The 22,555-nt window shown below is 64.4% G+C and carries 15 protein-coding genes; 7 read left to right on the top strand and 8 right to left on the bottom strand.

What is annotated here, in order from left to right; genetic code table 11:
* Nucleotides 1-70 precede the first annotated feature (70 nt).
* A complete protein-coding gene (locus B4C31_RS07170; protein WP_033510256.1) occupies nt 71-1,378 on the bottom strand; it encodes a hemolysin family protein in 1,308 nt (435 codons plus the stop codon).
* 171 nt (nt 1,379-1,549) lie between these two features.
* On the opposite strand from B4C31_RS07170, the gene ahpC reads away from it, so the two are divergent.
* Together ahpC and B4C31_RS07160 are read left to right on the top strand one after the other, a co-directional pair.
* Nucleotides 1,550-2,113 carry an alkyl hydroperoxide reductase subunit C gene (ahpC, locus tag B4C31_RS07165; RefSeq protein WP_033510255.1) on the top strand — a complete coding sequence of 188 codons (564 nt, stop codon included), beginning with the start codon at nt 1,550-1,552 and terminating at the stop codon, nt 2,111-2,113.
* A 130-nt stretch (nt 2,114-2,243) separates the two neighbouring features.
* On the top strand, nt 2,244-4,013 hold the full coding sequence (locus B4C31_RS07160) for an FAD-dependent oxidoreductase (RefSeq protein ID WP_291531924.1): 1,770 nt from the start codon (nt 2,244-2,246) through the stop codon (nt 4,011-4,013).
* Here the strand turns inward: B4C31_RS07160 and B4C31_RS07155 are convergent.
* From B4C31_RS07155 to B4C31_RS07135, 5 genes are all read right to left on the bottom strand, one after another.
* Nucleotides 4,010-4,690 carry a carbonic anhydrase gene (locus B4C31_RS07155; RefSeq protein WP_291531923.1) on the bottom strand — a complete coding sequence of 227 codons (681 nt, stop codon included), beginning with the start codon at nt 4,688-4,690 and terminating at the stop codon, nt 4,010-4,012. The two genes, B4C31_RS07160 and B4C31_RS07155, sit on opposite strands and share 4 nt — an antisense overlap.
* Nucleotides 4,691-4,916: 226 nt before the next feature.
* Nucleotides 4,917-6,821: an ABC transporter ATP-binding protein gene (locus B4C31_RS07150; protein ID WP_291531922.1), complete on the bottom strand. Its 1,905-nt coding sequence runs from the start codon at nt 6,819-6,821 to the stop codon at nt 4,917-4,919.
* On the bottom strand, nt 6,818-8,731 hold the full coding sequence (locus B4C31_RS07145) for an ABC transporter ATP-binding protein (protein ID WP_291531921.1): 1,914 nt from the start codon (nt 8,729-8,731) through the stop codon (nt 6,818-6,820). Before B4C31_RS07145 ends, B4C31_RS07150 begins: the two co-directional genes overlap by 4 nt.
* A 7-nt stretch (nt 8,732-8,738) precedes the next feature.
* A complete protein-coding gene (locus B4C31_RS07140; RefSeq protein WP_291531920.1) occupies nt 8,739-9,314 on the bottom strand; it encodes a MarR family winged helix-turn-helix transcriptional regulator in 576 nt (191 codons plus the stop codon).
* Nucleotides 9,315-9,699: 385 nt separating this feature from the next.
* A complete protein-coding gene (locus tag B4C31_RS07135; protein WP_291531919.1) occupies nt 9,700-10,719 on the bottom strand; it encodes a LacI family DNA-binding transcriptional regulator in 1,020 nt (339 codons plus the stop codon).
* Between the two features lie 564 nt (nt 10,720-11,283).
* Between B4C31_RS07135 and B4C31_RS07130 the strand changes: the two genes are divergently transcribed.
* From B4C31_RS07130 to B4C31_RS07115, 4 genes are all read left to right on the top strand, one after another.
* Nucleotides 11,284-12,483 carry an ABC transporter substrate-binding protein gene (locus B4C31_RS07130; RefSeq protein ID WP_291531918.1) on the top strand — a complete coding sequence of 400 codons (1,200 nt, stop codon included), beginning with the start codon at nt 11,284-11,286 and terminating at the stop codon, nt 12,481-12,483.
* 34 nt (nt 12,484-12,517) lie between these two features.
* Nucleotides 12,518-13,432, top strand: coding sequence for a carbohydrate ABC transporter permease (locus tag B4C31_RS07125; protein ID WP_282941791.1), 915 nt, complete (start codon nt 12,518-12,520; stop codon nt 13,430-13,432).
* Nucleotides 13,433-13,445: 13 nt separating this feature from the next.
* Complete coding sequence (locus B4C31_RS07120; RefSeq protein ID WP_291531917.1) at nt 13,446-14,309, top strand: carbohydrate ABC transporter permease; 864 nt, start codon at nt 13,446-13,448, stop codon at nt 14,307-14,309.
* A gap of 117 nt (nt 14,310-14,426) precedes the next feature.
* Nucleotides 14,427-16,577 (top strand): alpha-galactosidase, encoded by a 2,151-nt coding sequence (locus B4C31_RS07115; RefSeq protein WP_291531916.1) that lies wholly within the window; start codon nt 14,427-14,429, stop codon nt 16,575-16,577.
* A gap of 85 nt (nt 16,578-16,662) precedes the next feature.
* Here the strand turns inward: B4C31_RS07115 and B4C31_RS07110 are convergent, their stop codons facing one another.
* Nucleotides 16,663-19,410, bottom strand: coding sequence for a phosphoenolpyruvate carboxylase (locus B4C31_RS07110; RefSeq protein ID WP_291531915.1), 2,748 nt, complete (start codon nt 19,408-19,410; stop codon nt 16,663-16,665).
* 225 nt (nt 19,411-19,635) lie between these two features.
* On the opposite strand from B4C31_RS07110, the gene B4C31_RS07105 reads away from it, so the two are divergent.
* The gene (locus B4C31_RS07105; protein WP_414631857.1) at nt 19,636-21,432 is read left to right on the top strand and encodes a threonine/serine ThrE exporter family protein; all 1,797 of its coding nucleotides are present in this window, start codon (nt 19,636-19,638) and stop codon (nt 21,430-21,432) included.
* Between the two features lie 82 nt (nt 21,433-21,514).
* Here B4C31_RS07105 and B4C31_RS07100 read toward each other — a convergent pair whose 3' ends face one another.
* Nucleotides 21,515-22,261 (bottom strand): SIR2 family NAD-dependent protein deacylase, encoded by a 747-nt coding sequence (locus tag B4C31_RS07100; protein ID WP_291531914.1) that lies wholly within the window; start codon nt 22,259-22,261, stop codon nt 21,515-21,517.
* Nucleotides 22,262-22,555: the final 294 nt, after the last annotated feature.

Here is a 22,555-nt window from a genome sequence, read left to right as displayed (position 1 = left end):
TCCAACAATCGGGGTGCGGTTCACAACGGGGGCGTCGCGCCTGCGTGCGGGCGATGGGTGACGGACGGGATCAGTCGTCGGATTCCGCGGTCTGCTTGCGGACCTCGATGGTCTCGATGCGGCGGCCGTCGACCTTGGTGATCACCATGTCATAGCCGTCGTCGGAGTGCAGCACGTCGCCTTCGGCACCCATCTTGCCGGTCTGGGCCAGGAAGTAGCCGGCCACCGTCTCATACGGGCCGTCGGCGAGCTCGATGCCGGTCAGGTCCTCGAAGTCCTCCAGCGTGGTGCCGCCCTCGATCGTGGCCACGCCGTCAACGAATACGGTCGCCTCGCGGTGTTCCCCGCCCTTCTCCTCGGGCAGGTCGTATTCGTCGCGGATGTCGCCCACCAGCTCCTCGGTCATATCCTCCAGCGTCACGATGCCGTCCGTGCCGCCGTACTCGTCGATGACCACGGCCAGGTGGATGCCGCGCTTGCGCAGCAGCGACAGGCTCGGCAGCAGCTTGGACGTGCCGGGCAGGGAGATGCCCTCGCGCACCACGTCGGCCACGATCTTGGCGTTCGGGTCACGCACGTCGAGCAGGTCGCGCACGTGCACGAAACCGAGCACGTCGTCGAAGTCCTTGCCGGTCACCGGATATCGGGAGTAGGGCATCTCGCGTACGTAGGCGGCGGCCTCCTCCAGCGTCTGGTCGCCGTCCAGAAAGACCACGTCGGCACGCGGGCGCATGACCTCGGCCACAATCGTCTCGGACGCGTCGAAGACGTCATCCAAGATGGTGCGCTCGTCCTTGCTCAGGTTGGTGTTGGTGTTGACGAGCACGCGCAGCTCCTCGTCGGAGACCTCGCTTTCGGTCTCGTTCGGGTCGAAGCCGAGCAGGCGGACGATGCCGTTCGTGTTCTTGCCGATCAGCCAGATGATCGGCTTGCAGACCTTCGCGAACGCGTCGATGGCGGGCACGACGGCACGGGAGATCTGCTCGGCCTTCTGCATGGCGATGCGCTTGGGCACCATCTCTGAGATCACGATCGAACAGTAGGAGATGACCAGCGTCAGCACCACGGTGACCAGCGGATTGGCCACCACGCTCGGCACGCCCCACCCTTGGACGACGGGGATGATGTATGGGGCGAGCGACGAGGCGCCGAACGATGCCGACAGGAAGCCGGAAAGCGTGACGCCGATCTGCACGGTGGACAGGAAGGTGTTGGGGTCGCGGGCGATTTTGGCGACGCGGGCTCCTCTCGCGTCGGTCTGTTCCATCTGCTCGATCTGGGAGCCGCGCAGCGAGACCAGCGCCAGCTCGGTGCCGGCGAACACGGCGCCGACCAACAGGAACACGAAGATGAGCAGGATGTTCAAACCAAGTGACATGTCATCAACACTAGGGCATTGGCACGTCAATGGGGGTGCCGGCCGTTCGGGGGTCGGCCGTGTGGGCAATCTCACAGTTCCAGGACTGGAATTCCAAGCTTTCTTGGCTACGATGAAGGCAGACGCGACGGTGCGATCACGCCGTCCCGCGTCAGAACGAAAGGAACGACAATGACCCTTCTGCAGCATGAACTTACGGATTTCACCGTCAACGCCTACCAGAACGACGCCTTCCATGAAGTGAGCAAGGCCGACGTGCTCGGCCACTGGTCGGTGTTCTTCTTCTACCCCGCCGACTTCACATTCGTGTGTCCGACCGAGCTGGAGGACCTGGCCGCCAAGTACGACGAGTTCAAGGCCATCGGCTGCGAGATCTACTCGGTGTCCTGCGACACCCACTTCGTGCACAAGGCCTGGCACGACGCCAACGAGAAGATCGCCAAGATCCAGTACCCGATGCTGGCCGATCCGACCGCCGCGCTGGCCCGCGACCTCGACACCTACAACGAGGCGCTTGGCCAGGCGGAGCGCGGTGACTTCATCGTCAACCCCGAGGGCAAGGTCGTAGCCTATGAGGTCATCTCCTCGAATGTGGGCCGTAACGCCGACGAGCTGCTGCGCCGCGTGCAGGCCTCGCAGTTCGTGTACGAGCACGGCGACCAGGTCTGCCCGGCCAAGTGGCAGCCCGGCGACGAGACCATCGAGCCGACGCTGGATCTGGTCGGCCAGCTCTGATTCGGGTACACCCCTGACAGCGGTCGATACGGCTGACAACCGATGACGAGGGGAGACCGGTGCGTGATGCACGGTCTCCCCTCACCGTCGCGGTCGGACTACCGGTACGGGGTGATGGAAGGAGGACGCAATGGTCCAGGACGAGAATCTCTATGACGTGATTGTGATCGGCGGCGGCCCCGCCGGCCTGACCGCGGGCCTGTATCTGGCCCGGGCGCGCTACCGCGTGCTGATCCTGGAGAAGGCCGATTTCGGCGGCCAGATCACCATCACCGATGAAGTGGTCAATTATCCGGGCGTCGGCACGACCAGCGGTAGGGCGCTGACGGCCACGATGCGCCGGCAGGCGCAGGATTTCGGCGCCGAGTTCCTTAGCGCCGAGGCGACCGGTCTGGATGTGGAGGGCGATGTCAAGGTCGTGCACACCTCGCGCGGCGATTTGAGGACCTTCGGCATCCTGGTGGCCACCGGTGCCAGCCCGCGCAAGCTCGGGTTCGAAGGGGAATCCGAATACGCCGGCCGCGGCGTGGCCTACTGCGCGACCTGCGACGGCGAGTTCTTCACCGGCCGTGAGGTGCTGGTGATCGGCGGCGGGTTCGCCGCGGCCGAGGAAGCGGTGTTCCTCACCAAATACGCCAGCAAGGTCACGATCCTGGTGCGCGAGGACGACTTCACCTGCGATGCGTCGGTGGCCGCCGAGGCGAAGGACAACCCGAAGATCGAGGTGCGCTACCACACCGTGCTCGACGGCGTCACCGCCGGGCAAGGCGGCCTGACCGAGGCGACGATCCGCGACGTGGCGTCCGGGGCCGTCGAGACGTGGCGGCCGTCGGCGGGTGGCACATTCGGCGTCTTCGTATTCGCCGGTTACGTGCCCGCCACCGATTTGGTGCGCGGCGTCGTCGAACTTGACGAACAGGGGTATGTGGTCACGCACGGCTATCTGGAGACCTCGGTGCCGGGCGTGTATGCGGCGGGCGATCTGCGCGTCAAGAACCTGCGGCAGGTCGTCACCGCGACGGCCGACGGCGCAATCGCGGCCGTGGAACTGGAGCGGTACGCCTCGCAGATGAGCGAGCGGACCGGTCTGGTGCCGCCGCGTCCCGTCGATTCGGCGTACGAGCGTCGGGAACGCGATGCGGCGGCTTCGGCGGCCCGTTCCGGCACGTCCCCGGCCCCTGCGCCCACGCGCGACGGGGGTTCCGCCGATGCCGCATCCGGTGCCGTCGGCAAGTCGTCCGGCTTCTTCAACGACGCGATCCGCAAACAGCTCGACGTGGTGTTCGGCCGCATGGCACGTCCGGCGACGCTGCGGCTGGATCTTGACGGCTCCCCGCTGTCGGCGCAGCTGGACGGCTTCATCGGCGAACTGGCCGCGTTGAGCGGCGGCAAGATCGCCGTCGAACGGCATACGGCCGCGTCTGATGCGGCGTATGATCCGGCCGGTGTGCTGCCCGAGGCGCTGCCCTGCGTGCGGATGTGCGTGGCGGACGGGGACGGCGACGTGCGTCCGACCGGACTCGCGTTCCATGGCGTGCCCAGCGGCCACGAGTTCAACTCGTTCGTGTTGGGCCTGTATAACGCGGCCGGCCCCGGCCAGGCGCTGGATGCCGATGCGACGTCCCGTATCGACGCGATCAAGGAGCCGGTGAACATCATGCTGCTGGTCTCGCTGACCTGCACGATGTGCCCGGAGACCGTGCTCGCCGCGCAGCGCATCGCCGCCGCCAACCCGCTGGTACGGGCCGAGGCTTATGACGTGGCGCACTTCCCGGACATCAAGGACCACTACAACGTGATGAGCGTGCCGTGCATCGTCATCACGAAAGCCGACGGCTCGCAGACGATCGAGTTCGGCAAGCGGAACGTGGCCCAGATGCTGGACCTGCTCGGCGCCTAGAAGCTCAGGACCTCCACCTTGCCGGATTCCAGCTGGTAGCGGGCGCCGACGATCATCAGACGCTCCTCGGCCAACGCGGACTGGATGACCTCCGACCGGGTCACCAGTTCCTCGATCGTGCGGGCGATGTGCACGCGCTCGTAGTCGGCGGCGTCCTCCAGCTCCGCTTCGCGCGCCTGCCAGACCGAGAACCCGATCTGACGCATGATGATCGACGCGTCTTCGGCGATGCGCTCGTCCAGCGTATCCATCGCCTCGGCCGCCGCCAGGGAGTCTTCGATCTCGGCGGTGGCCCGGGCGAGCAGGGCGTCGAGGCCGTCCGACGCCATCGCGACCGCGCCGCAGCGTTCATGGCCGAGGACGACCAGCAGGCTGACATGGAGCTTGGCGACCGCATACTCCAGCGATGTGATCGCCGCGTCGTCCACCATGTGGCCGGCGTTGCGGACCGTGAACAGGTCGCCGAGTCCGGCGTCGAAGATGATTTCCGGCGGTACGCGCGAGTCGGAGCAGGCCAGCACGGCCGCATCCGGCGTCTGCCGGTCGATCAGCGATTCGCGCGTCTGCACATCCTGCCACGGATGCTCGGCCTTGCCTTCGGCGAACCGGCGGTTGCCCGCCAGCATGCGGCTCCAGGTCGCGTTCGCCGTCGATTCCCTGACGTCCTGCATCTCCATATCGCGCTCCCCTTTGATTGCAGTCGATCCCGCGGCACCCCGCGGATGCGTCAACGTTGTATCGAGATGATACCACCCGCCGCTGCCGACGCTCATCAGGCGGACGTCGTTGCTCCGACATCTGTCGGCGGTATGGCCGGATCGCTGGCAGATGCTATGCGAACGGCCCCCGTCCCTGTGGGAATCGGGGGCCGTTCGGGTTTGTATTGCCGTGGTCGGTCGGGTCCTACGCGAATTGGCTGTTGTACAGCTTGGCGTAGGCGCCGTCCGCGGCCAGCAGCTCGGCATGTGTGCCCTGCTCGATGATCGTGCCGTGGTCCATGACCAGGATCAGGTCCGCGTCAACAATCGTTGACAGACGGTGCGCGATCACGAAGCTCGTGCGCCCGTGCATCAGCGTATCCATCGCCTTGCCGATCTCCTGTTCGGTGTGCGTGTCCACGGAGGACGTGGCCTCATCCAGGATCAGGATCTTCGGATCGCACAGGATGACGCGGGCGATGGTCAGCAGCTGGCGCTGCCCTTGGCTGATGTTCTCCGCGTCGTTGGACAGGCGCGTGTCATAGCCGTCGGGCAGCGTGCGCACGAAGTAGTCGACGCGTGCCATCTTGGCGGCCTCGATGATCTGCTCGCGGGTGGCGTCCGGCCGGCCGTACGCGATGTTCTCGGCGATGGTGCCGTCGAACAGCCAGGCGTCCTGCAACACCATGCCGAAGTGGCGGCGCAGGTCCATGCGGTCCATATCATGCGTGTCCACGCCGTCGAGGCGGATATGGCCGCCGTCGATCTCGTAAAACCGCATGAGCAGGTTGATCAGCGTGGTCTTGCCGGCGCCGGTCGTGCCGACGATGGCGGTGCGGTGGCCCGGCTCGGCCGTGAACGAGACGTCCTTCATCAGCGGACGATCCGGATCGTATCCGAACTTCACATGCTCGAAGTCGACGCGGCCGCTGATTGGCTCGGCCACCCGCTCCGGCTCGGCGGGATCGGGTTCGATCTCGTCCTCGTCCAGGATGTCGAACACGCGCTCCACCGAAGCCAAGGCCGACTGCAGGCTGTTGATCATGAACGACATCTCGGTCAGCGGTTCCGAGGCCTGGTTGATGTACTGGAAGAAGGCCTGGAACGTGCCGATCGTCAGATTGCCCGCGACGAGGAAGAATCCGCCCAGCACCGCGATGAACACCTGCGAGAAGCGGGTGATCAGGCGGATGGCCGGGTTGATTGCGTTCGTGATGAAATCGGCGCGGCGCGTCGTGTCGGCCAGATCCTGCGTGGCCTCGTGGATGCGGCGTGAGCTGGAATCCTCCTGGTTGAACGCGCGGATGATCGCGCGTCCGGAATAGGCCTCCTCCACGTGGCCGGTCAGGATGCCGACGCTGCGTTGGCGTTCGGCGGCCAGGATCAGCGTTTTGCGTGCCACGACCTTCGTTACGACCCCCGAGCCGATCGCGAACACCAGGAAGATCAGCGTGAGCCACACGTTGATCGTGAACATCATGATCACGGCGCCGGTCACGTTGCCGACGGCCACGAGCAGACGCAGCAGACCGGTCTGCAGCACTTCGCTGGTCTTGTCCAGATCGTTGGTCACGCGGCTGATGATGCGTCCGGGCTGATGCGCGTCGAAGTACTTGAGCGGCAGCCTGGTGAGCTTGGCGCCCACCTGATTGCGCAGCTTGAGGTTCAGTCGTTCGGCGAAGCTGGCCATGATGAAGGTCTGCGCCGAGTAGAACACCCATTGCACGGTGTACAGCAGCAGCAGTCCCATCGTCTGGATGCCGCCGTCCATCCACGTGATCGTGAACGTCTCGCCGGTTGCAAAGGCGGCCTGGATCTTGTCCCACAGCAGGTCGAGCAGATACGCGGTGTAGATCGGTCCGGCCAGCGTGATGATGACGTAGAACACGAGTGAGACGCCCACGACGTACAGGCGCCACTGCTGCTCGCGCGAGGCGTCCCAGAGGCGTCGGATTGTGCGCTTCAGGTCGCGGGGGACCTCCAGCTCCTCCTCGTCGGGCGCGAGGTCGGCCTGTACGATCGGATCGCGCGGGGTGTCGGTGGCCGAGCAGTCGCCTCGGGCGGCGGCCTCGTCGCGGTGGGTCTCGTCGGTTTCGGTGGTCTGGGTCATCGGGTCTCCTCCTTTCCGGCTTCGGCGGCGGATGCGTCGGCCGCCGCTCTGGCCTCGAACTCGGCGAGGTCCTCGGCGCGCATCTGCGAGCGGGCAATGTCCTGATAGGTGGCGCAGGTGCGCATCAGTTCTTCGTGCGTGCCGCGGCCCTTGAGATGGCCGTCCTCCAGCACGATGATCTGGTCGGCGTGCACGATGGTGCTCACGCGCTGGGCGATGATCAGCATGGCCGAATCCTTGACCTCAACGGCCAGCGCCTTGCGCAGCGCTGCATCAGTGGCGAAGTCGAGCGCGGAGAAGCTGTCGTCGAAGATATACAGGTCGGCCTTGCGGGTCAGCGCGCGGGCTATGGCCAGACGCTGACGCTGGCCGCCGGAGAAGTTCGTGCCGCCCTGCGCCACGCGCGTGTTCAGCCCCAGTGGCAGTTCGCGCACGAAGCCCGACTGCGCGATATCCAGCGCGTGCCACATCTCCTCCTCGGTGGCGTTGGGATTGCCGTACCGCAGGTTGTCGGCGATCGTGCCGGAGAACAGCCACGCCTTCTGCGGCACGTAGGCGATATGCTCGCGCAGCTCGTGCTGGGTCATGTCCTTGACGTTGCGGCCGTGCAGGAGCACGCGGCCGTCGGTAGCGTCGAGCAGGCGCAGCATCAGCCGGGCGACCGTCGACTTGCCGGAACCTGTCGGACCGATGATGGCGGTGGTCTGTCCGCGGCGGCAGGAGAACGTCAGATCGTGCAGCGTGTCCTCCTCCGCATCCGGGAAACGGAACGAGAGGTGGTTGAAACAGGCGACCTTCGGGTTCGGGTTGTTGGCGGCACGGGCCTTGGCCATCTCCTCCAGTGTCATCATCGCACCGGTTGCGGCGTCCGGTTGCGGCACGATTTGCCGGCCGTCGTCGGTCTGTCCGATCCAGGCCTGCGTGGCCTCGCGGGTGGAGGCCTCAGTCGGCTGTCCGTCGCGGATGCTCGGCTGCTTCTCGATGACCGCGCGCACGCGGCTGATGCAGATGATCGCACGCGGCACCATCAGGGCCACGAACTGCGCCATCATGATGTAGAAGAGGATCAGGATCGAATACTCGATCAACGCGGTGATGTCGCCGATCTGCATCGCGTGCACGCCGACGCGGTCGCCGCCCGCCCAGATGATCAGCACGATCGCGATGTTCATCAGGAAGAACGTGAAGCTGTCGAGTCCGGCGAACAGGTAGTTGACGCGGATCGCGTTGTTCGCGTAGTCGGAGAACGACTTGTCGAGGCGCTTGATTTCATGGCGGTCGCGGCCGAACGCGCGGATGACGCGCACGCCGGTGATGTTCTCGCGCAGCACCACGTTCATGCGGTCGATGTAGCTCTGCAGCTTCTCGAAGATGCCCGCCGCCTTCCAAACGATCAGCGCCGCCAGGATCACGACGATCACGACGATGGCGAGCATGATCCAGCCCATCTGCACGTCGAGCATGAACGACAGCGTGACGCCCATCACGCACATGATCGGCACCGGCAGCAGGATCTGCAGACCCATCATCAGCGCCTGCTGGATGATGTTGACGTCGTTGAGGGTGCGGGTGATCATCGAGCCGGTGCCGAACTCCTTGAAGTCGCCGTCCGAGAAGGCCAGCGAGGAGTCGTAGATCGCGTTGCGGATGTCGCGCCCGACGTTGGAGCACAATTTGGCGCACAGGTAGCTGCCGGCCAGCGATGCCGCGCCGGACAGGAGTGTCACGGCCATCATGATCGCGCCCGTCGAGATGATGTGGTCGACGCCGCCGTCGGTGGCGCCGATGTTGATCATCTCGGCCAGGATGGTCGGGATGAACAGCGCGCCGGCCACATCCAGCAGCAGCGCCAGCGTTGTCGCCGCAATCAGACCCTTGTACGGTTTGAGGAAACGCAACAGCAGTTTCATGGGTGTTCTACTCTCCTTCCTGGTTCAAGTCGTTCGGTTCGGTGTCATTTGAAGTGTCGGGTGTGTCCGTGGCGTCCGTGGTATCCGGTCCGTCCGCCGCCAGCTGGTCGGCGTCCCGAACCGGTGCGGGGCCGGGGAGACATATGGCCTCCATCGCGTCGTTGAGCAGTCCCGCGTATCGGTCGATGCCGGCGATCAGCGCATCCCGGCCCCGCTCGTCAAGGGCCAGCAGTGATTTCTTCTCTGCCTGCATGGCCGGCTCGATGTATACGCCGGTGAAGTGTTCGCCCTCGTCGGTCAGGCTGATCTGTTTGTCCCGACGGCTGCCGGCGGCGTACTGGACGTTGATGAGTCCGCGTTCCTCAAGCTGACGCAGGGTGGAGGACACGGTCTGCCTGCTGTACAGCCAGACCTGGGAAAGTTCGTTCTGCGGCATGTCGGTGCCGGCGTCGCGCAGGGCGTACAGGATCCAGAACGCGCAGTCGGACAGGCCGCTGCGCCGGGCAATCTCGTGGTAGACGCGATCGATGCCCTTCCAGGATCGGTTGAACCGTTCCAGCAGTGTTGCCGCGGTGTCGGACATGGCCATCCCCTCTTTCCTGTTATGTGTTGTGTTGGCGCATACGCTTTGTCGGCGTATGCATCGTGCCGGTCCGAATGGGACTCGGGTGTCGGTCGCATCCGTTGGCGTTACCTGGAATCGAGGTTCTGTACAACGATGTTCCCGATGCCGATCCGTCTCTGACGTCAGGAAAGCCGCGGCAATCGGTGATCGCTGCGGCTTGTTTTGTCAAAGTTCGGACAATCAGCATCTATGATAATCCGATTTCGTACATTCGCAACTCAAGGGTGCCGTGCGGCGCCCCGCCTCCGCTATCACTCCGTTAACACGAGTTCTAACATGTTAGGATTCGTCGTTAACATGTTAGGATTCGAGTGGTTTGAGGGGCGTACGCTGTGGCGGCCCGTCACCTGCATCCGCAGGATCGGCGGATGATCAGTTTGGCGGGGACGAGCTGCACGTCCGGGGTGGTGTCCGGGCGCAGCGCCGCGTCGATGGCGCAGCGGGCGATCTGCATGGTGTCCTGTTGCATGGTGGTCAGCTGCGGCCAGGTGTACAGCGTCTCGGCGGTCCCGTCGAAGGAGATGAGTGCGATGTCCTCCGGCACGCGTAGGCCGGCCTCGTGAATGGCGCGCAGTGCGCCGAGGGCTTCCAGATCGGAGGCCGCAAAGATGGCGTCGGGGCGTTCCTGTGCGGGCCGTGTAAGAAGGTTCACCGTGATCTGATAGGCGCCTTCGCGGGTGAAATCCGATTGGTAAACGGGTCCTGCGGGCAGTCCGAGGTCCCGGTGGGCCTGTGTCCAGCCCATGACGCGTTGGTCGGAGAGCGCGGCTTCGTCGCCGAACAACATGGCCGCTCGTCGGCGTCCGTGTCCGAGCAGATGTGCGGCGATGTCGTAGGAGGCCTGATAGAAGTCGGTCGACACGCATTTCATGTCGCCGATCGGCGAGGTGTGGTCGAGGATGACGATGTGCTTGCCCTGCCGGGTCAATGCGCCCAGTTCGGCGTCGTTCTGCGCCGGGGAGAGGAAAATGGCATCGACGTTGCGGTCCGAGAGCTCCTCGACGCGTGTGCGTTCGATGTCGGCCAGGCCATGTGAGAGGTTGACCACCAGCGAATGGCCGTACTCGGTGGCGCCGCGTTCCAGCTGTTCCACCAGTTCGCCGAAGTACGGGTTGGTGATGTCAGGCACCACAATGCCGAGCATGCCGGTTTTGCCGGTTTTCAACGCGCGGGCGATGATGCTGGGGCGGTAGTCGAGTTTTTCTGCGGCGTCGAGCACTCGGCGGGCGGTTTCCGGCGATACCCTGTTCGCGTCGCCGTTGAGCACGTAGCTGACGGTGGCCGTCGACACCCCGGCCAGGCGTGCGACATCCGTGCGGGTGGTGCGTTTGCGGCCCGATGCGGATGATGCGGGGGTGGTCACGGTGCCTGCCTTTCGGTGTCTTGTCGTGCTGGCTTGTGCGGGATTGTTCCCATTTTAGTCGGTTCGCCGTCGGTCTGGGGCAAGGTGGTCATGGCAGCGGCGACACGTTGTGGTATTCGCGTATCGTCGGAGCGGGGTGGAGTCGTTGTCTGCACGTATATGAATGGCGGGCGACGTCGTCGCTGGCGTCGGGATGCGGTCGCGCGTTGTTTATGTGTGGGTGGATGGCGCAGGCGCACGTCTGGCGGCGGTGCCACGGTTGCGGTCGTCTTTCGCGCGGTATGTGGACGGAATGGTGCGACTATGCCAACGTTTGCAGTAGTTACTTGAGTAAACATAACGTAAAATGTTGAACCTGAGATATGTGTAAAAAGTTGAAATATAGCGTTTTATCCAACGACACGCCGTGTGTTAACACCTAAGTTACCCGAGTAAACTGGGTACTGTCGGAACGCGAAAGCGGAACGGGCGGGGGCGCAGTTGCCTCCGCACACACAAGGCAACAAAGAGGTAGCGATGAGAGTAAGACGACTTATTGCCGCTGCGGCATGTTGCATGATCACGGTGTCCGGACTGTCCGCCTGCGGCAAGCAGGATGATCCGAACCACATCGAGTTCATGACCGGCATGTCCACCGGAACCGCGCAACTTGAGGCGATGCAGCAGCTCGTCGACGAGTTCGAGGAGGAGAACCCCGGCGTCACCATCAACCTGATTGCCGGCACCACGTCCTACGAGCAGGATCTGCGCGTGCGCCTGGCGGGCCGCAACGCCCCGGACATCTGGAACACGCACGGCTGGTCCCGCGACCGGTATGCGAACTTCCTGGAACCGTTGCAGACCAGGGACTGGGCCGACGACGTGAACCCGCTGATCATGGGGTCGATCAGCAAGGACGACGGCAGCTTCTACGCCCTGCCGCTGGATGTGGCCGTCACCGGCATCTTCTACAACGAGGAGGTGCTGGAAGCGGCCGGTGTGGATCCCGAGGACATCCAGAGCTGGGACGATTTCTCCGAGGCGTGCGCGGCCATCACCGAAACCGGGGCCACCTGCCTGGGTGCCTCCGGCAAGGATAACTACACGGCCGGCAACATCGCCGACTACATGCTGCCGTCGGTGTATACGGACGACCAACTCGACCAGCTGCTCGACGGCACGTTCGTCAAGGAACCCTACATCGAGATGGCCGACATCCTGGCGCAATGGCGCGACGCCGGCTATTTCAACATCGACTACTCGTCGGCCACGTTCGACGACCTGGCCCGTCGTATGGCACAGAACGAGCTGGCGTTCCTGTTCAACCCGAATGGCGGCGCGCAGAACGTGCTCGCCTACAACCCCGACGCCAAGCTGGGCTTCATGCCGTACCCCTCCGCCGTGGGCGATCCGTACCTGATCACCGGCGAGGACTACGCGCTGGGCGTTTCGAAGGACAGCGCCGCCAAGGAGAATGCGCTGAAGTTCATCGACTTCATGGCCGAGCCCGAGCATATGCAGGTGTTCAACGCGGTGGTCAACAACGCCCCCGCACTGACCACCATCAAGCCGGAGATGGGCGTTGTGCAGTCCAGCTATGACAAGTGGGTCACCGAGAAGGACACCGGCACCACGCTGATCTTCGACCGTGTCTACCTGCCCAACGGCATGTGGAACACGCTGATCACCACCACGGACAGCATCATCAACGGACAGGTCAGCTCCGAGGACGCCGCCCAGCAGATGGAGACCTCCTTCATCAGTCTGTACCGTCGCAAGTCCTGATCAATGAGCCTGCAAGAAAGGAATGGAACAACCAATGAGCGGCAAGAATGCTGAGCCCGCGGTCGCCACGAAGTCGTGGCGGGACCGTTTCAAGGGCGCTTCGGTCAATCTCTTCTACGCACCGGCACTGATCATGCTCGTGCTGTTCTCGCTGTATCCGCTGATCTCCGGCATCGGCATCTCGCTGACCAGCTGGGACGGTTTCAACCCCGAGAAGATCTTCGTGGGCCTGTCGAACTACGTGACGATGCTGCGTGACGCGAACTTCCGCATGACGCTGATCAACACGTTCATCTACGGCATCGGCTCCACGATCATCCAGCAGGTGCTCGGTCTGGGCCTGGCCCTGCTGCTGAACTCTAAGATCAAGGGTCGCAACCTGATGCGCGCCATCATCTACCTGCCCGCCCTGGTCTCCGCGGTCATCATGGGCACGATGTACTACTTCATCTTCCAGTACGACACCGGCGCCCTGAACACCATCCTCTCCGCACTGGGGCTGGAGAAGGTCGTGTGGTTCCAGAACGCCACCACCGCCCTGATCATCATCCTGGTGGTGAACTCGGTGCAGTTCGTCGGCACGTCGATGATCATCTACCTGGCCGGCCTGCAGGGCCTGGACCAGTCGGTGGTCGAGGCGGCCAGCCTGGACGGTGCCAGCGGCTGGAAGATGTTCTGGAACATCACCCTGCCGGGCCTGGCTCCGTCGTTCACCACTTCCGTGGTCCTGAACCTCATCGGCGGCCTGAAGCTGTTCGATGTCATCAAGGTCCTGACCGGCGGCGGCCCGGGCTACTCCACCAACTCGGTGTCCAGCTACATCAGCATCCAGTACTTCGACAACCAGAACGCCGGCTATGCGGCGGCCATGGGCGTCGTGCTCTTCATCATCATCGCCGTCGTCACCACGGTGATGAACAAGGGCCTCGACAAGCTCGGCTGGAACTAAGGAGGGAACGACCATGAGCAACGCAACCGAACAACCCGGCGTCACCATCGTCGGCAAGAAGGAGCACCGCAGCTTCAGGTGGCTCGCCTACGTGTTCCTCATCATCATGTGCGTGATCCAGCTGCTGCCGTTCTGGCTGGCGATCTGCGCCTCCTCGAAGCCGTCGGACGACCTGTCCAGCTCGCTGTTCCTGCGCTTCGACTTCGAATGGAGCAACTTCGCCACGGCCATCACCGACGGCGGCATCCTCAAGGCCATCGTCAACAGCGTGATCATCACCGTGTGCTCCACCGTCATCACCTGCCTGGTCGGCGCCGCGGCCGCCTACCCGCTGGCCCGTCGCCAGACGCGCGGCAACAAGCTGGTCTCCGCCGGCATCCTGGCCATCATGATGATCCCGCCGTTGTCCATCCTGGTGCCGCTGTACTCGTTCCTGGTGCAGATCGGCGGCGTGAACTCCTACTGGGGCATCGTGCTTGTGCTGAGCACCACCAACCTGCCGCTGGCCATCTTCCTGTACACGGCGTTCATCCGCGCCATTCCGGCCTCGATCGACGAGGCGGGCATGGTGGACGGTGCCAGCAAGCCGAAGATCTTCTTCACACTGATCCTCCCGCTCTTGAAGCCCGTCACCGCCACCGTGGTCATCATGACCAGCGTGGGCGTGTGGAACGAGTACGCGCTGTCGAACTATCTGATCACCGATGCGTCGATGCAGCCAATCGCCCCGCGCGTGGCCTCGTTCTTCGCCTCGAACTCGAACAACCTCGGCGTCGGCGCCGCGGCCGCACTGATGGCGGCGCTGCCGATCGTGGTGCTGTACCTGTTCCTGCAGCGCTACTTCATCGAAGGCATGGTGGCAGGCTCCGTCAAGTAAGATGTGAAGACCGACCGCACCTTCACCCGTGCCCGTGCGTCTGACCGCATGGCCGGCGCACGGGCGCATCCCCCGTACCGGCCGGCATCCCGCCGGCCATCACAACAAGGACTCGACATGTTGTTCCCCTCCATCATCACCGACTCCCCCATCACCCGCATCATTCTGGACGACACCACCGCCGGCGACGATCTGCCGGACGTCCTAGCCGTCGTCAGCTGCGCCGATCCGGCCGCCTACTACGGGCTGCCCCGGCAGACGCCTCGCCGCACACCGCTGTTGGCGGAGCATGCGCTAGGACTGTACGGTCGCCCCTCGTTGCGGGGGCACCGCGTCATATCCGACGATGGCGATGTGGCCACCGGATTGGACTGGTCACCCCGATTCATCCTGGATCACGCCCCCGCGGTCGACGGCGGCAGGCTGTCCCTGACCGCGCACGACGTGAACGCCGGTCTGTCCCTGACCACCGAGATCGAACCCATGGTCGGCGGGTCCCTGCGCATCCGCCATGCGCTGACCAACGTCTGCCCCGGCAGCTATGTGGTCGACGGGCTGGAGGTCTGCGTCCCTCTGCGCGACGACCAGAGCGAGTTCATCGACTTCACCGGCCGGCATGAGAACGAGCGCCAGCCGCAGCGCCACCGGGTCGCCGACGGCACCTGGGTGCGCGAATTCCGACGCGGCAAGCCCAGCTTCGAAGGCACCGCGCTGATCGCGGGCACCGAAGGCTTCTGTTTCGGCTCCGGTTCCATGCTCGGCGTGCAGCCGGCGTGGAGCGGCAACACGGTGCTGGCCGTCGACCGCATCACCGAGGACGGAACCGCGGTGTTCGCCGGTGAGCTGTTGCAACCGGGCGAGGTGGTCCTGACCACCGGCGACACGTACACGACGCCGTGGATCGTGATCGCCGCCTGCAACGACGGCCTGGACGGCGTGGCGCACAGCCTGCACGCCTGGGAACGTTCGCTGCCCGCGCACCCGGCCAGCCAGCCGGTGACGCTGAACGTGTGGGAGGCACTGTACTTCGATCAGGACCCCGACGTGGTGCTGGACCTGGTCGGCAGGGCCGCACGTCTGGGCGTGGAGCGGTTCGTGCTCGACGACGGCTGGTTCCATGCCCGCCGCACGGATACCGCCGGACTGGGCGACTGGTGGGTCGACCCCAGCGTCTGGCCGGATGGCTTGAAGCCGCTCGCCGACGCCATTCACGACCACGGCATGCAGTTCGGTCTGTGGTTCGAGCCGGAGATGGTCAACCCCGACTCCGACCTGTACCGCGAGCACCCCGACTGGGTGTTGCAGGCCACCGGTCGCCTGCCGTTGCCGCATCGCAACCAGCAGGTGCTCGATCTGACGAATCCGGACGCCTTCGCGCACGTCCTTGAACAGATCAGCACCGTGCTCGGCGAATGCGATGTGGACTACGTCAAATGGGACCACAACCGCGACCTGCTCGAAGCCGGCACGAACACGCGCGGCGGCGCCCCGGCCGTGCATGAGCAGACGGTCGCCTACTACCGCCTCCTGGACACGCTGCGCGGGCGCTTCCCGAACATCCAGTGGGAATCCTGCGCGTCGGGCGGCGGCCGCATCGATCTGGGCGTCATCGAGCACGTCGAGCGCGTCTGGACCTCGGACATGACCGATGCCCTGTCCCGCCAACGTATCCAGCGGTGGACTGTGCAGACCGTGGCCCCCGAATACATGGGCATGCATATCTCCGCCACCACGTCGCACCAGACCGGACGCACCTACACCTTGGACTTCCGCGCCGCCACGGCCGTGTTCGGTTCCTTCGGCATCGAATGGGACATCCGGCAGGCCAGCGAATCCGATCTGGCACGGATCGCGCAATGGATCGCCTGGTATAAGCAGGAACGCGCTTTCCTGCACTCCGGGCACATCGTGAGGCTGGACGTGACCGATCCGGGTGTCATGGCGCACGGCGTCGTCGCCGATGATGCCTCCCGGGCGATCATCGCCCACGTGCAATACGAGGAGTCGCCGTCCAACCGTGGCGTGTGGCTGCGTGTCCCCGGCCTGGACCCGAAGGCGCGTTACCGGCTGCGGTGGGCGGGACCGGTGGCCGAGGACCCCGAGGACGTATTGCGGGAGGCGTCCCGCCGCGACTGGGATCCGCTGCCGGAGTCGGGTCCGTTGGGTCCGGACGCCACCATCACCGGCGTGGCCCTGGGCACGATCGGCGTGCGCATCCCCCGTTGCCATCCCGAAACGATCCGTCTGATTGAGATCGTGCGGGTCTGAACCGGAACAACGAAGGCCCCGTGGGCGGCAGATCGTCGAACATGACGATCCCGCGCCTACGGGGCCTTCGCTTACGCTATCCGGATCAGCCGGTGTTCTGGAGGCCGGCGGCGACGCCCGACACGGTGCACAGGATGAGGTAGATGAACCCGGCCTGCTGGCTCTGGCTCAGCTCCTCCTTGTCCACACGGCGGCGCAGCGACTTGAGCGCCAGCACCTGGGTGAGCGAGAGCGCGTCCACATACGGCGAGCGGATGCGGATGGCCTGGCCGAGCACATGGCGGTGCTCCAGCGGCCACTCGTCACCGACGATGCGGAGCACCCACTTGCGGGTGAGCTCCATCTCGCCCAACACCTTCTCGTTGAGATCCTCGCGGTCGTCCAGCGCCAGATACATCTTGGCGATGCGCTCGTCGGTTTTGGCGATTGACATCTCGATGTTGTCGATGAACGTGGAGAACAGCGGCCACTCCTTGTACGCCTGACGCAGCGTATCCAGATCGCCGAACTGCTCGCAGGCCGTGCCCAGGCCGTACCAGGCGGCCAGGTTGATGCGGGCCTGCGCCCAGGCGAACACCCACGGGATCGTACGCAGATCGTCCAGCGACTTGGCGCCCAGACCACGCTTGGCCGGGCGGGAGCCGATCGGCAGGAGGCCGACCTCGGTCAGCGGCGTGACGATCGAGAACCACGGCGCGAAGTCCGGGGTGCCAAGCAGATCGAGGAAGCGCTCATGCGAGGCGTCGTTAAGCTGCTGGGTCATGTCCGCGTACTTCTCGGTCATCTCGGTGTTGAGCTTCTCGATGCTCGGCGCGGACTGCAGCAGCGTGGCGGCCGCGACCGACTCGATATGGCGGATAGCCAGCGTCGGGTTGCCGTAGCGCGCGAAGATGACCTCGCCCTGCTCGGTGAGCTTGAACCGGCAGTTGACCGAGCCCTTCGGCTGGGCCAGCACCGCGCGGTTCGCCGGGCCGCCGCCGCGGCCGACGGCACCGCCGCGGCCGTGGAACAGCGTCAGGTCGATGTTGTTCCGCTCCGCCCATTCAACGATCTTGCCTTCGGTCTCATGCAGCGCGAAGATCGAGGTGGTCGGGCCGGCGTCCTTCGAGGAATCCGAATAGCCCAGCATGACCTCCATCTTGCCGCCGGTGGCCTTGAGCCGGGCCTGCATCTCCGGGATCTTGATGATCTCGTCAAGCACGTTCACCGAGTTCTGCAGATCCTCCAGCTGCTCGAACAGCGGGATGACGTCGATGGCCGGCACATCCTTCGGATTCGAGAACGCCAGGCGGTTGAGCTCGTACACGTCGCGCACGTTCTGCGCCGACTTGGTGAACGAGATGATGTACCGTCCGGCGGCCTTCAAGCCGTTGCGCTTCTGGATGGCTCCCAGGGCGCGGAAGGTGTCAAGCACCTCCTGCGTCATCGGCTGCAGCGGTCCGCGCTCGCCATGCAGACCGTGCTCCCGGATGTCCTCCAGGGCGCGCGAATGCACCACGGAATGCTGGCGAAACTCCATCTCCACCATATGGAAGCCGAAGGTCTCGGCCTGCCAGATCAGGTCCTGCAGCGGGCCGTACGCCGAACGCGGGTCGCTGGCGGCCAGGGAGCGCTGCACGATCTTCAGATCGGCCAGGAAATCCTCGCAGCTGTGGTACATCAGATCGGTGTCACGCGCGATGGTGTAATGCAGGCGGTCGGCCATGACCAGCATGACCGCACGATGCGGCTCCTTGGCGGAGAGCTGGTCGGCGTTCTGGGTGAGCCGTTCGCTCATCTCCTTCTGACGGCCCCACAGCAGACGAAGCTCCTCACTGGCGGGCGTGGCCTCGGAATCCATCGTCAGATTCTTGCCGACGGTGCGGGTGGCTTCCTCCAGCGCGGCGATCACATGGTCGCTGAAGTTGCGGGCCACCTGACGGCTCACCTTGGCGGTGACGTTCGGGTTGCCGTCGCGGTCCGAGCCGATCCAGCTACCCGGATGGAAGAACGCGGGGCAGGCCGGCTCCACCAGACCAGCCTGGTCGCCCAGCAGCCAGTCGTCGAACCGACGGTAGACCTGAGGAATCGTATGGAACAGCGTGGAATCGAAGATGTCGATGATCGTGTTGGCCTCTTCGACCGGGGTCGGCTTGCGGTGCTCGATCGGCGAGGTGCGGAACAGCGCGTCGATCTCGTTGAACAGACGACGGTAGTTCTCACGCTTCTCGGAGCCGCCCAGCAGCGGGCGCACCTCCAGCAGATCGGCGATGCGGCGGATCTTGCCTTCCACGGCCTTGCGGCGGGCCTCGGTCGGGTGCGCGGTGAACACCGGGTGGAACTCAAGCTTCTCCAGCAGGGCCTTGGCCTTGGCCGGCCCCATCTCGGTAATCAGCTGGTGATAGGCCACGGTCAGCTCGTTGACCGGATCGACGGCCTGGTTCTCGTCCACCTCGGATTCGCGCTGGCGCAGCACGGACACACGGTGATTCTCCTCGCAGAGATTCGCCAGATGGAAGTACGTGGTGAAGGCACGGGCCATCAACTGGGCATCGTGCAGGTTCATCGCGTCGATGATCTCGACCGCCTTGCGCAAGCCTTCGTTCCCGTGATCCGAATCGCTCAGGAATCCGGCGAAATGCTCGGCGCTGGCCTCGACCGCGTCGGTACGGACCTCGTCGAACATGTTCAGCAATTTGGGATCGAACTCGTTGAGCACCTCGCGCAGAATCTGCAGGCACAGCTCCATATTGTTGCGCAGCGAGGGCGGTAGTTCGTGCTCCTCGGTCCCCTTCGTGCCCATCGGTGCCACAACGGCCAATTCCTCGGTGATGGCGTGATTGTTATCTGTCATATAGTTTGGACCTCCTTAGCCCCGTCCCACGGTTGCTCGGTCAGTCGGCCATCCGCGGCTCCTCCGCGGTTGTGTTGGCCGACCGTTGCGAACCCAAAGCCGCAGGTCCGGCGGTTGTCTCGTTCATTGTACGACTTGACCTTGAGCATATGACGGCACGCGTTCGCATACTGACGGCGTTTTTTCGCCGTCGCCCCGCGTCCCGGGCGGCGCAGATGTTCGGCCATGCCGTGCGGTACTACTGGAAGGGTGAGATTCCGCCGCACACAGAATGATGGCACCGCCACAGCCGTCAGCAACTACCACACGCACTCCATCCCGCTGGATATGGAGGACATCGAACGCGATTGGGATCGGCCGATCGCACAGGCCGGCATCGCCGCCAAGGCCAGTGTGATCGTGCGCGTCGGCATGCTGGACCTGGGCGCGGGAACCGGCAGCTTCCGGGTGCGTGAGATGATGCACCGCGTGGCCTATCCGCTGGGCGTGCACGTGCGCGCCGACGTGAACCTGACCGATATCGCGGCCACCTGCACGGACGGAAAGAACCGCATCACCGAGGTCATCGACCTGCCGACCACCGGTGTGAACACCGAACGCATCTGGTTGTTGGAGCACTTCGCCGACTGGTTCAACATCCATCTGGGCAAAGGGTCGGTATATCACGCGCAATCGGTGGTATCGGAGGAACTCGTCGAGCATCTGGACGATCCCGAGGCCCGCACCTCGTTGATGAGGGCGGTGGAGAAGGACCAGGCCGCGCAGGAGACCGCGCAGGAGGTCATCGAGGCGATCGCCGATGGCGGGAATCAACAGACCTCGTTGGCGGAAGAATTCGCGCCGGATGCCGGCGACGAGCGGGAATCCGAACCGGCGGAGAAGACGGCATCGGCGGAGGGGCCTGCGCCGGATGCCGACGGCGACTCCCCCACATCCGATGAGCGGCACGGCAGGCGTGCCAAACGGACGCCCAAACGATACGCCGAACATTTCGACCACATCGCCGCCGCTTCCGACCCGAAGCGGCAGGTCCCGGCGTTGACCGTGCGCCAGGTCCATGACCGGCTGGATCTGATCGAACGTCGTAAGCCGCTGTATGCGCCGTGGCAGTCGGGACTGGCCGCCGGCGTGGCCTGCGCGGCGTTCGTCTTCCTGTTGGGCGGCGGCATCTATGACATGGTCGGCGCGTTCGTCGGCGCCGGTCTGGGGCAGTGGCTGCGCCGACGGCTGTTCGCCAAGCATCTCAACCAGTTCTTCGTCACCTTCGTCTGCGTGGCCGTGGCCGCGCTGGCATGCACGGGCGTGCTGCGCGTGATCGGGTTGATCGATCCGGTGGCGTTGCAGCATGACACCGCCTATATCGGTGCGATGCTGTTCGTGATTCCGGGTTTCCCGCTCATCACCGGTGGCCTGGATATAGCCAAGATCGACTTCCCCTCCGGCATTCAGCGGTTGTGCTATACGTTGGCGATCATCCTGATGGCCACGTTGGCCGGTTGGATGACTGCGTTTGTGGTGCATCTGAACCCGGGAGGCTTCGAACCGCTGGGTCTGGACCCGCTGCTGAACAACTGCCTGCGCTTTGTGGCCGCCTTCGTGGGGGTGTGGGGATTCTCCATACTGTTCAACTCCCCGCAGCGCATGTGCCTGGTGGCGGCCACCATCGGCGCCATCACCGATACGTTCCGCCTGATCATTGTGGACTATGGGTTGCCGGCCGAGGCCGGCGCCTTCGTCGGCGCGCTGCTGGCCGGCCTGCTGGCGGCGGGATGGCGGTCCTCGGTCCGGCGTGGATGGCTGCCGCGTTACCTGGATTATCCGCGTATCTGCCTGACGGTGCCGTCCATCGTGATCATGGTGCCGGGCATGTATCTGTACCGCGCGATGTTCCACCTGGGGCAGTTCGACACCCAGCTGGCCTTGGATTGGGCGTTCCGCGCATTCATGGTCATCGTGTGCCTGCCGATCGGGCTGGCCATGGCCCGGGTGATCACCGATAAATCCTGGCGGTATGACGTATGACGGTTCGCACTACCTCAAGGATCGAATCGCGCATCGGCCATATTCCGTCATCCGATGATCGAATCTTGAGGTAGCGCGAACCTCACTCGGCGAGAGTCTGGTCGACCAGACGAGGCAGCGCTACGGCGATGTCCTCATGGATAAGACGTGTGGCCAGCCGATCGTACTGTGTGCGCCCCATGTTCATGATGGTGATGGGCACCCCGGCCTGGGCCGCCACCGGTACGAGCGAGGCCGCCGGGAACACCTCCAGCGTGGAGCCGATCACCCAGAACTCGTCGGCTTCGCAGGCGCGCTTCATCGACGTTTCCATGGCGCCTTCCGGCAGCATCTCACCGAAGTAGACCACGTCGGTTTTGATCAGACCGTTGCAGGGCATGTTGCCGCGGTACGGAAGCTTGCGGCGGCAGTGCGGGTCGGGCTGTTCGTCCAGCCGGTCCATGATGTCGGCGGTGTCGTACTTGGCGTGGCATGTCATGCAGTGCGAGGTGCCGATGGTGCCGTGCAGGTTCACGATCACCTTGTCGGTGTTGCCCGCCTTCTCATGCAGTGCGTCGAAGTTCTGCGTGGCGAGCAGTGTGAGCATGCCGGCCTGTTCAAGGAGGGCCAGCGCTTTGTGTGCCTCGCCGGGCTGTGCGTTCCATACCGGCGACTCCTTCTGCCAGCGCCAGGAGTATTCGCGTGCCTGCTGGTCATGGAGGAACGCGTCGATGTCATAGACGCTCTGCTGCTCGGGGTGTTTGGTCCACACGCCTTCCGGCCCGCGGAAGTCCGGGATGCCGGCCGATGTGGAGATGCCCGCTCCTGTCAATACTGCGATCTTCTTCATGACTACAGGCTTAGCACGATTCGTGATGACGCGTTGTCGTCTCCATATATCGGCACGTACGTCTGGCGGCGGCTACGGGTGCGTGTTGTCGTCTCTGCCTGGCAACACACACGTTAAGGTGTCTCCGGAGCCGTGTCGTCATTCCTGTATGACGACACGTACGTGAGATGTTGGGAGGGCGACACGCCGATGGGAGGCAGTTTCCGAGGTGCACAGAGTGGCGATGAGGGTGGTTTGTTGGTGGTTTTATTGTGGTTTTTGGGTGTTTTCGACACGCCGGTGGATGGCTTGTTT

The sequence above is a fragment of the Bifidobacterium sp. UBA4282 genome (genome assembly GCF_002394995.1).
In the GTDB taxonomy this organism is placed as follows: Bacteria; Actinomycetota; Actinomycetes; order Actinomycetales; family Bifidobacteriaceae; genus Bifidobacterium; species Bifidobacterium pullorum_B.
The sequence above is the reverse complement of the archived record's forward strand: the minus strand, read 5'-3'. Positions and strand labels throughout refer to the sequence as shown.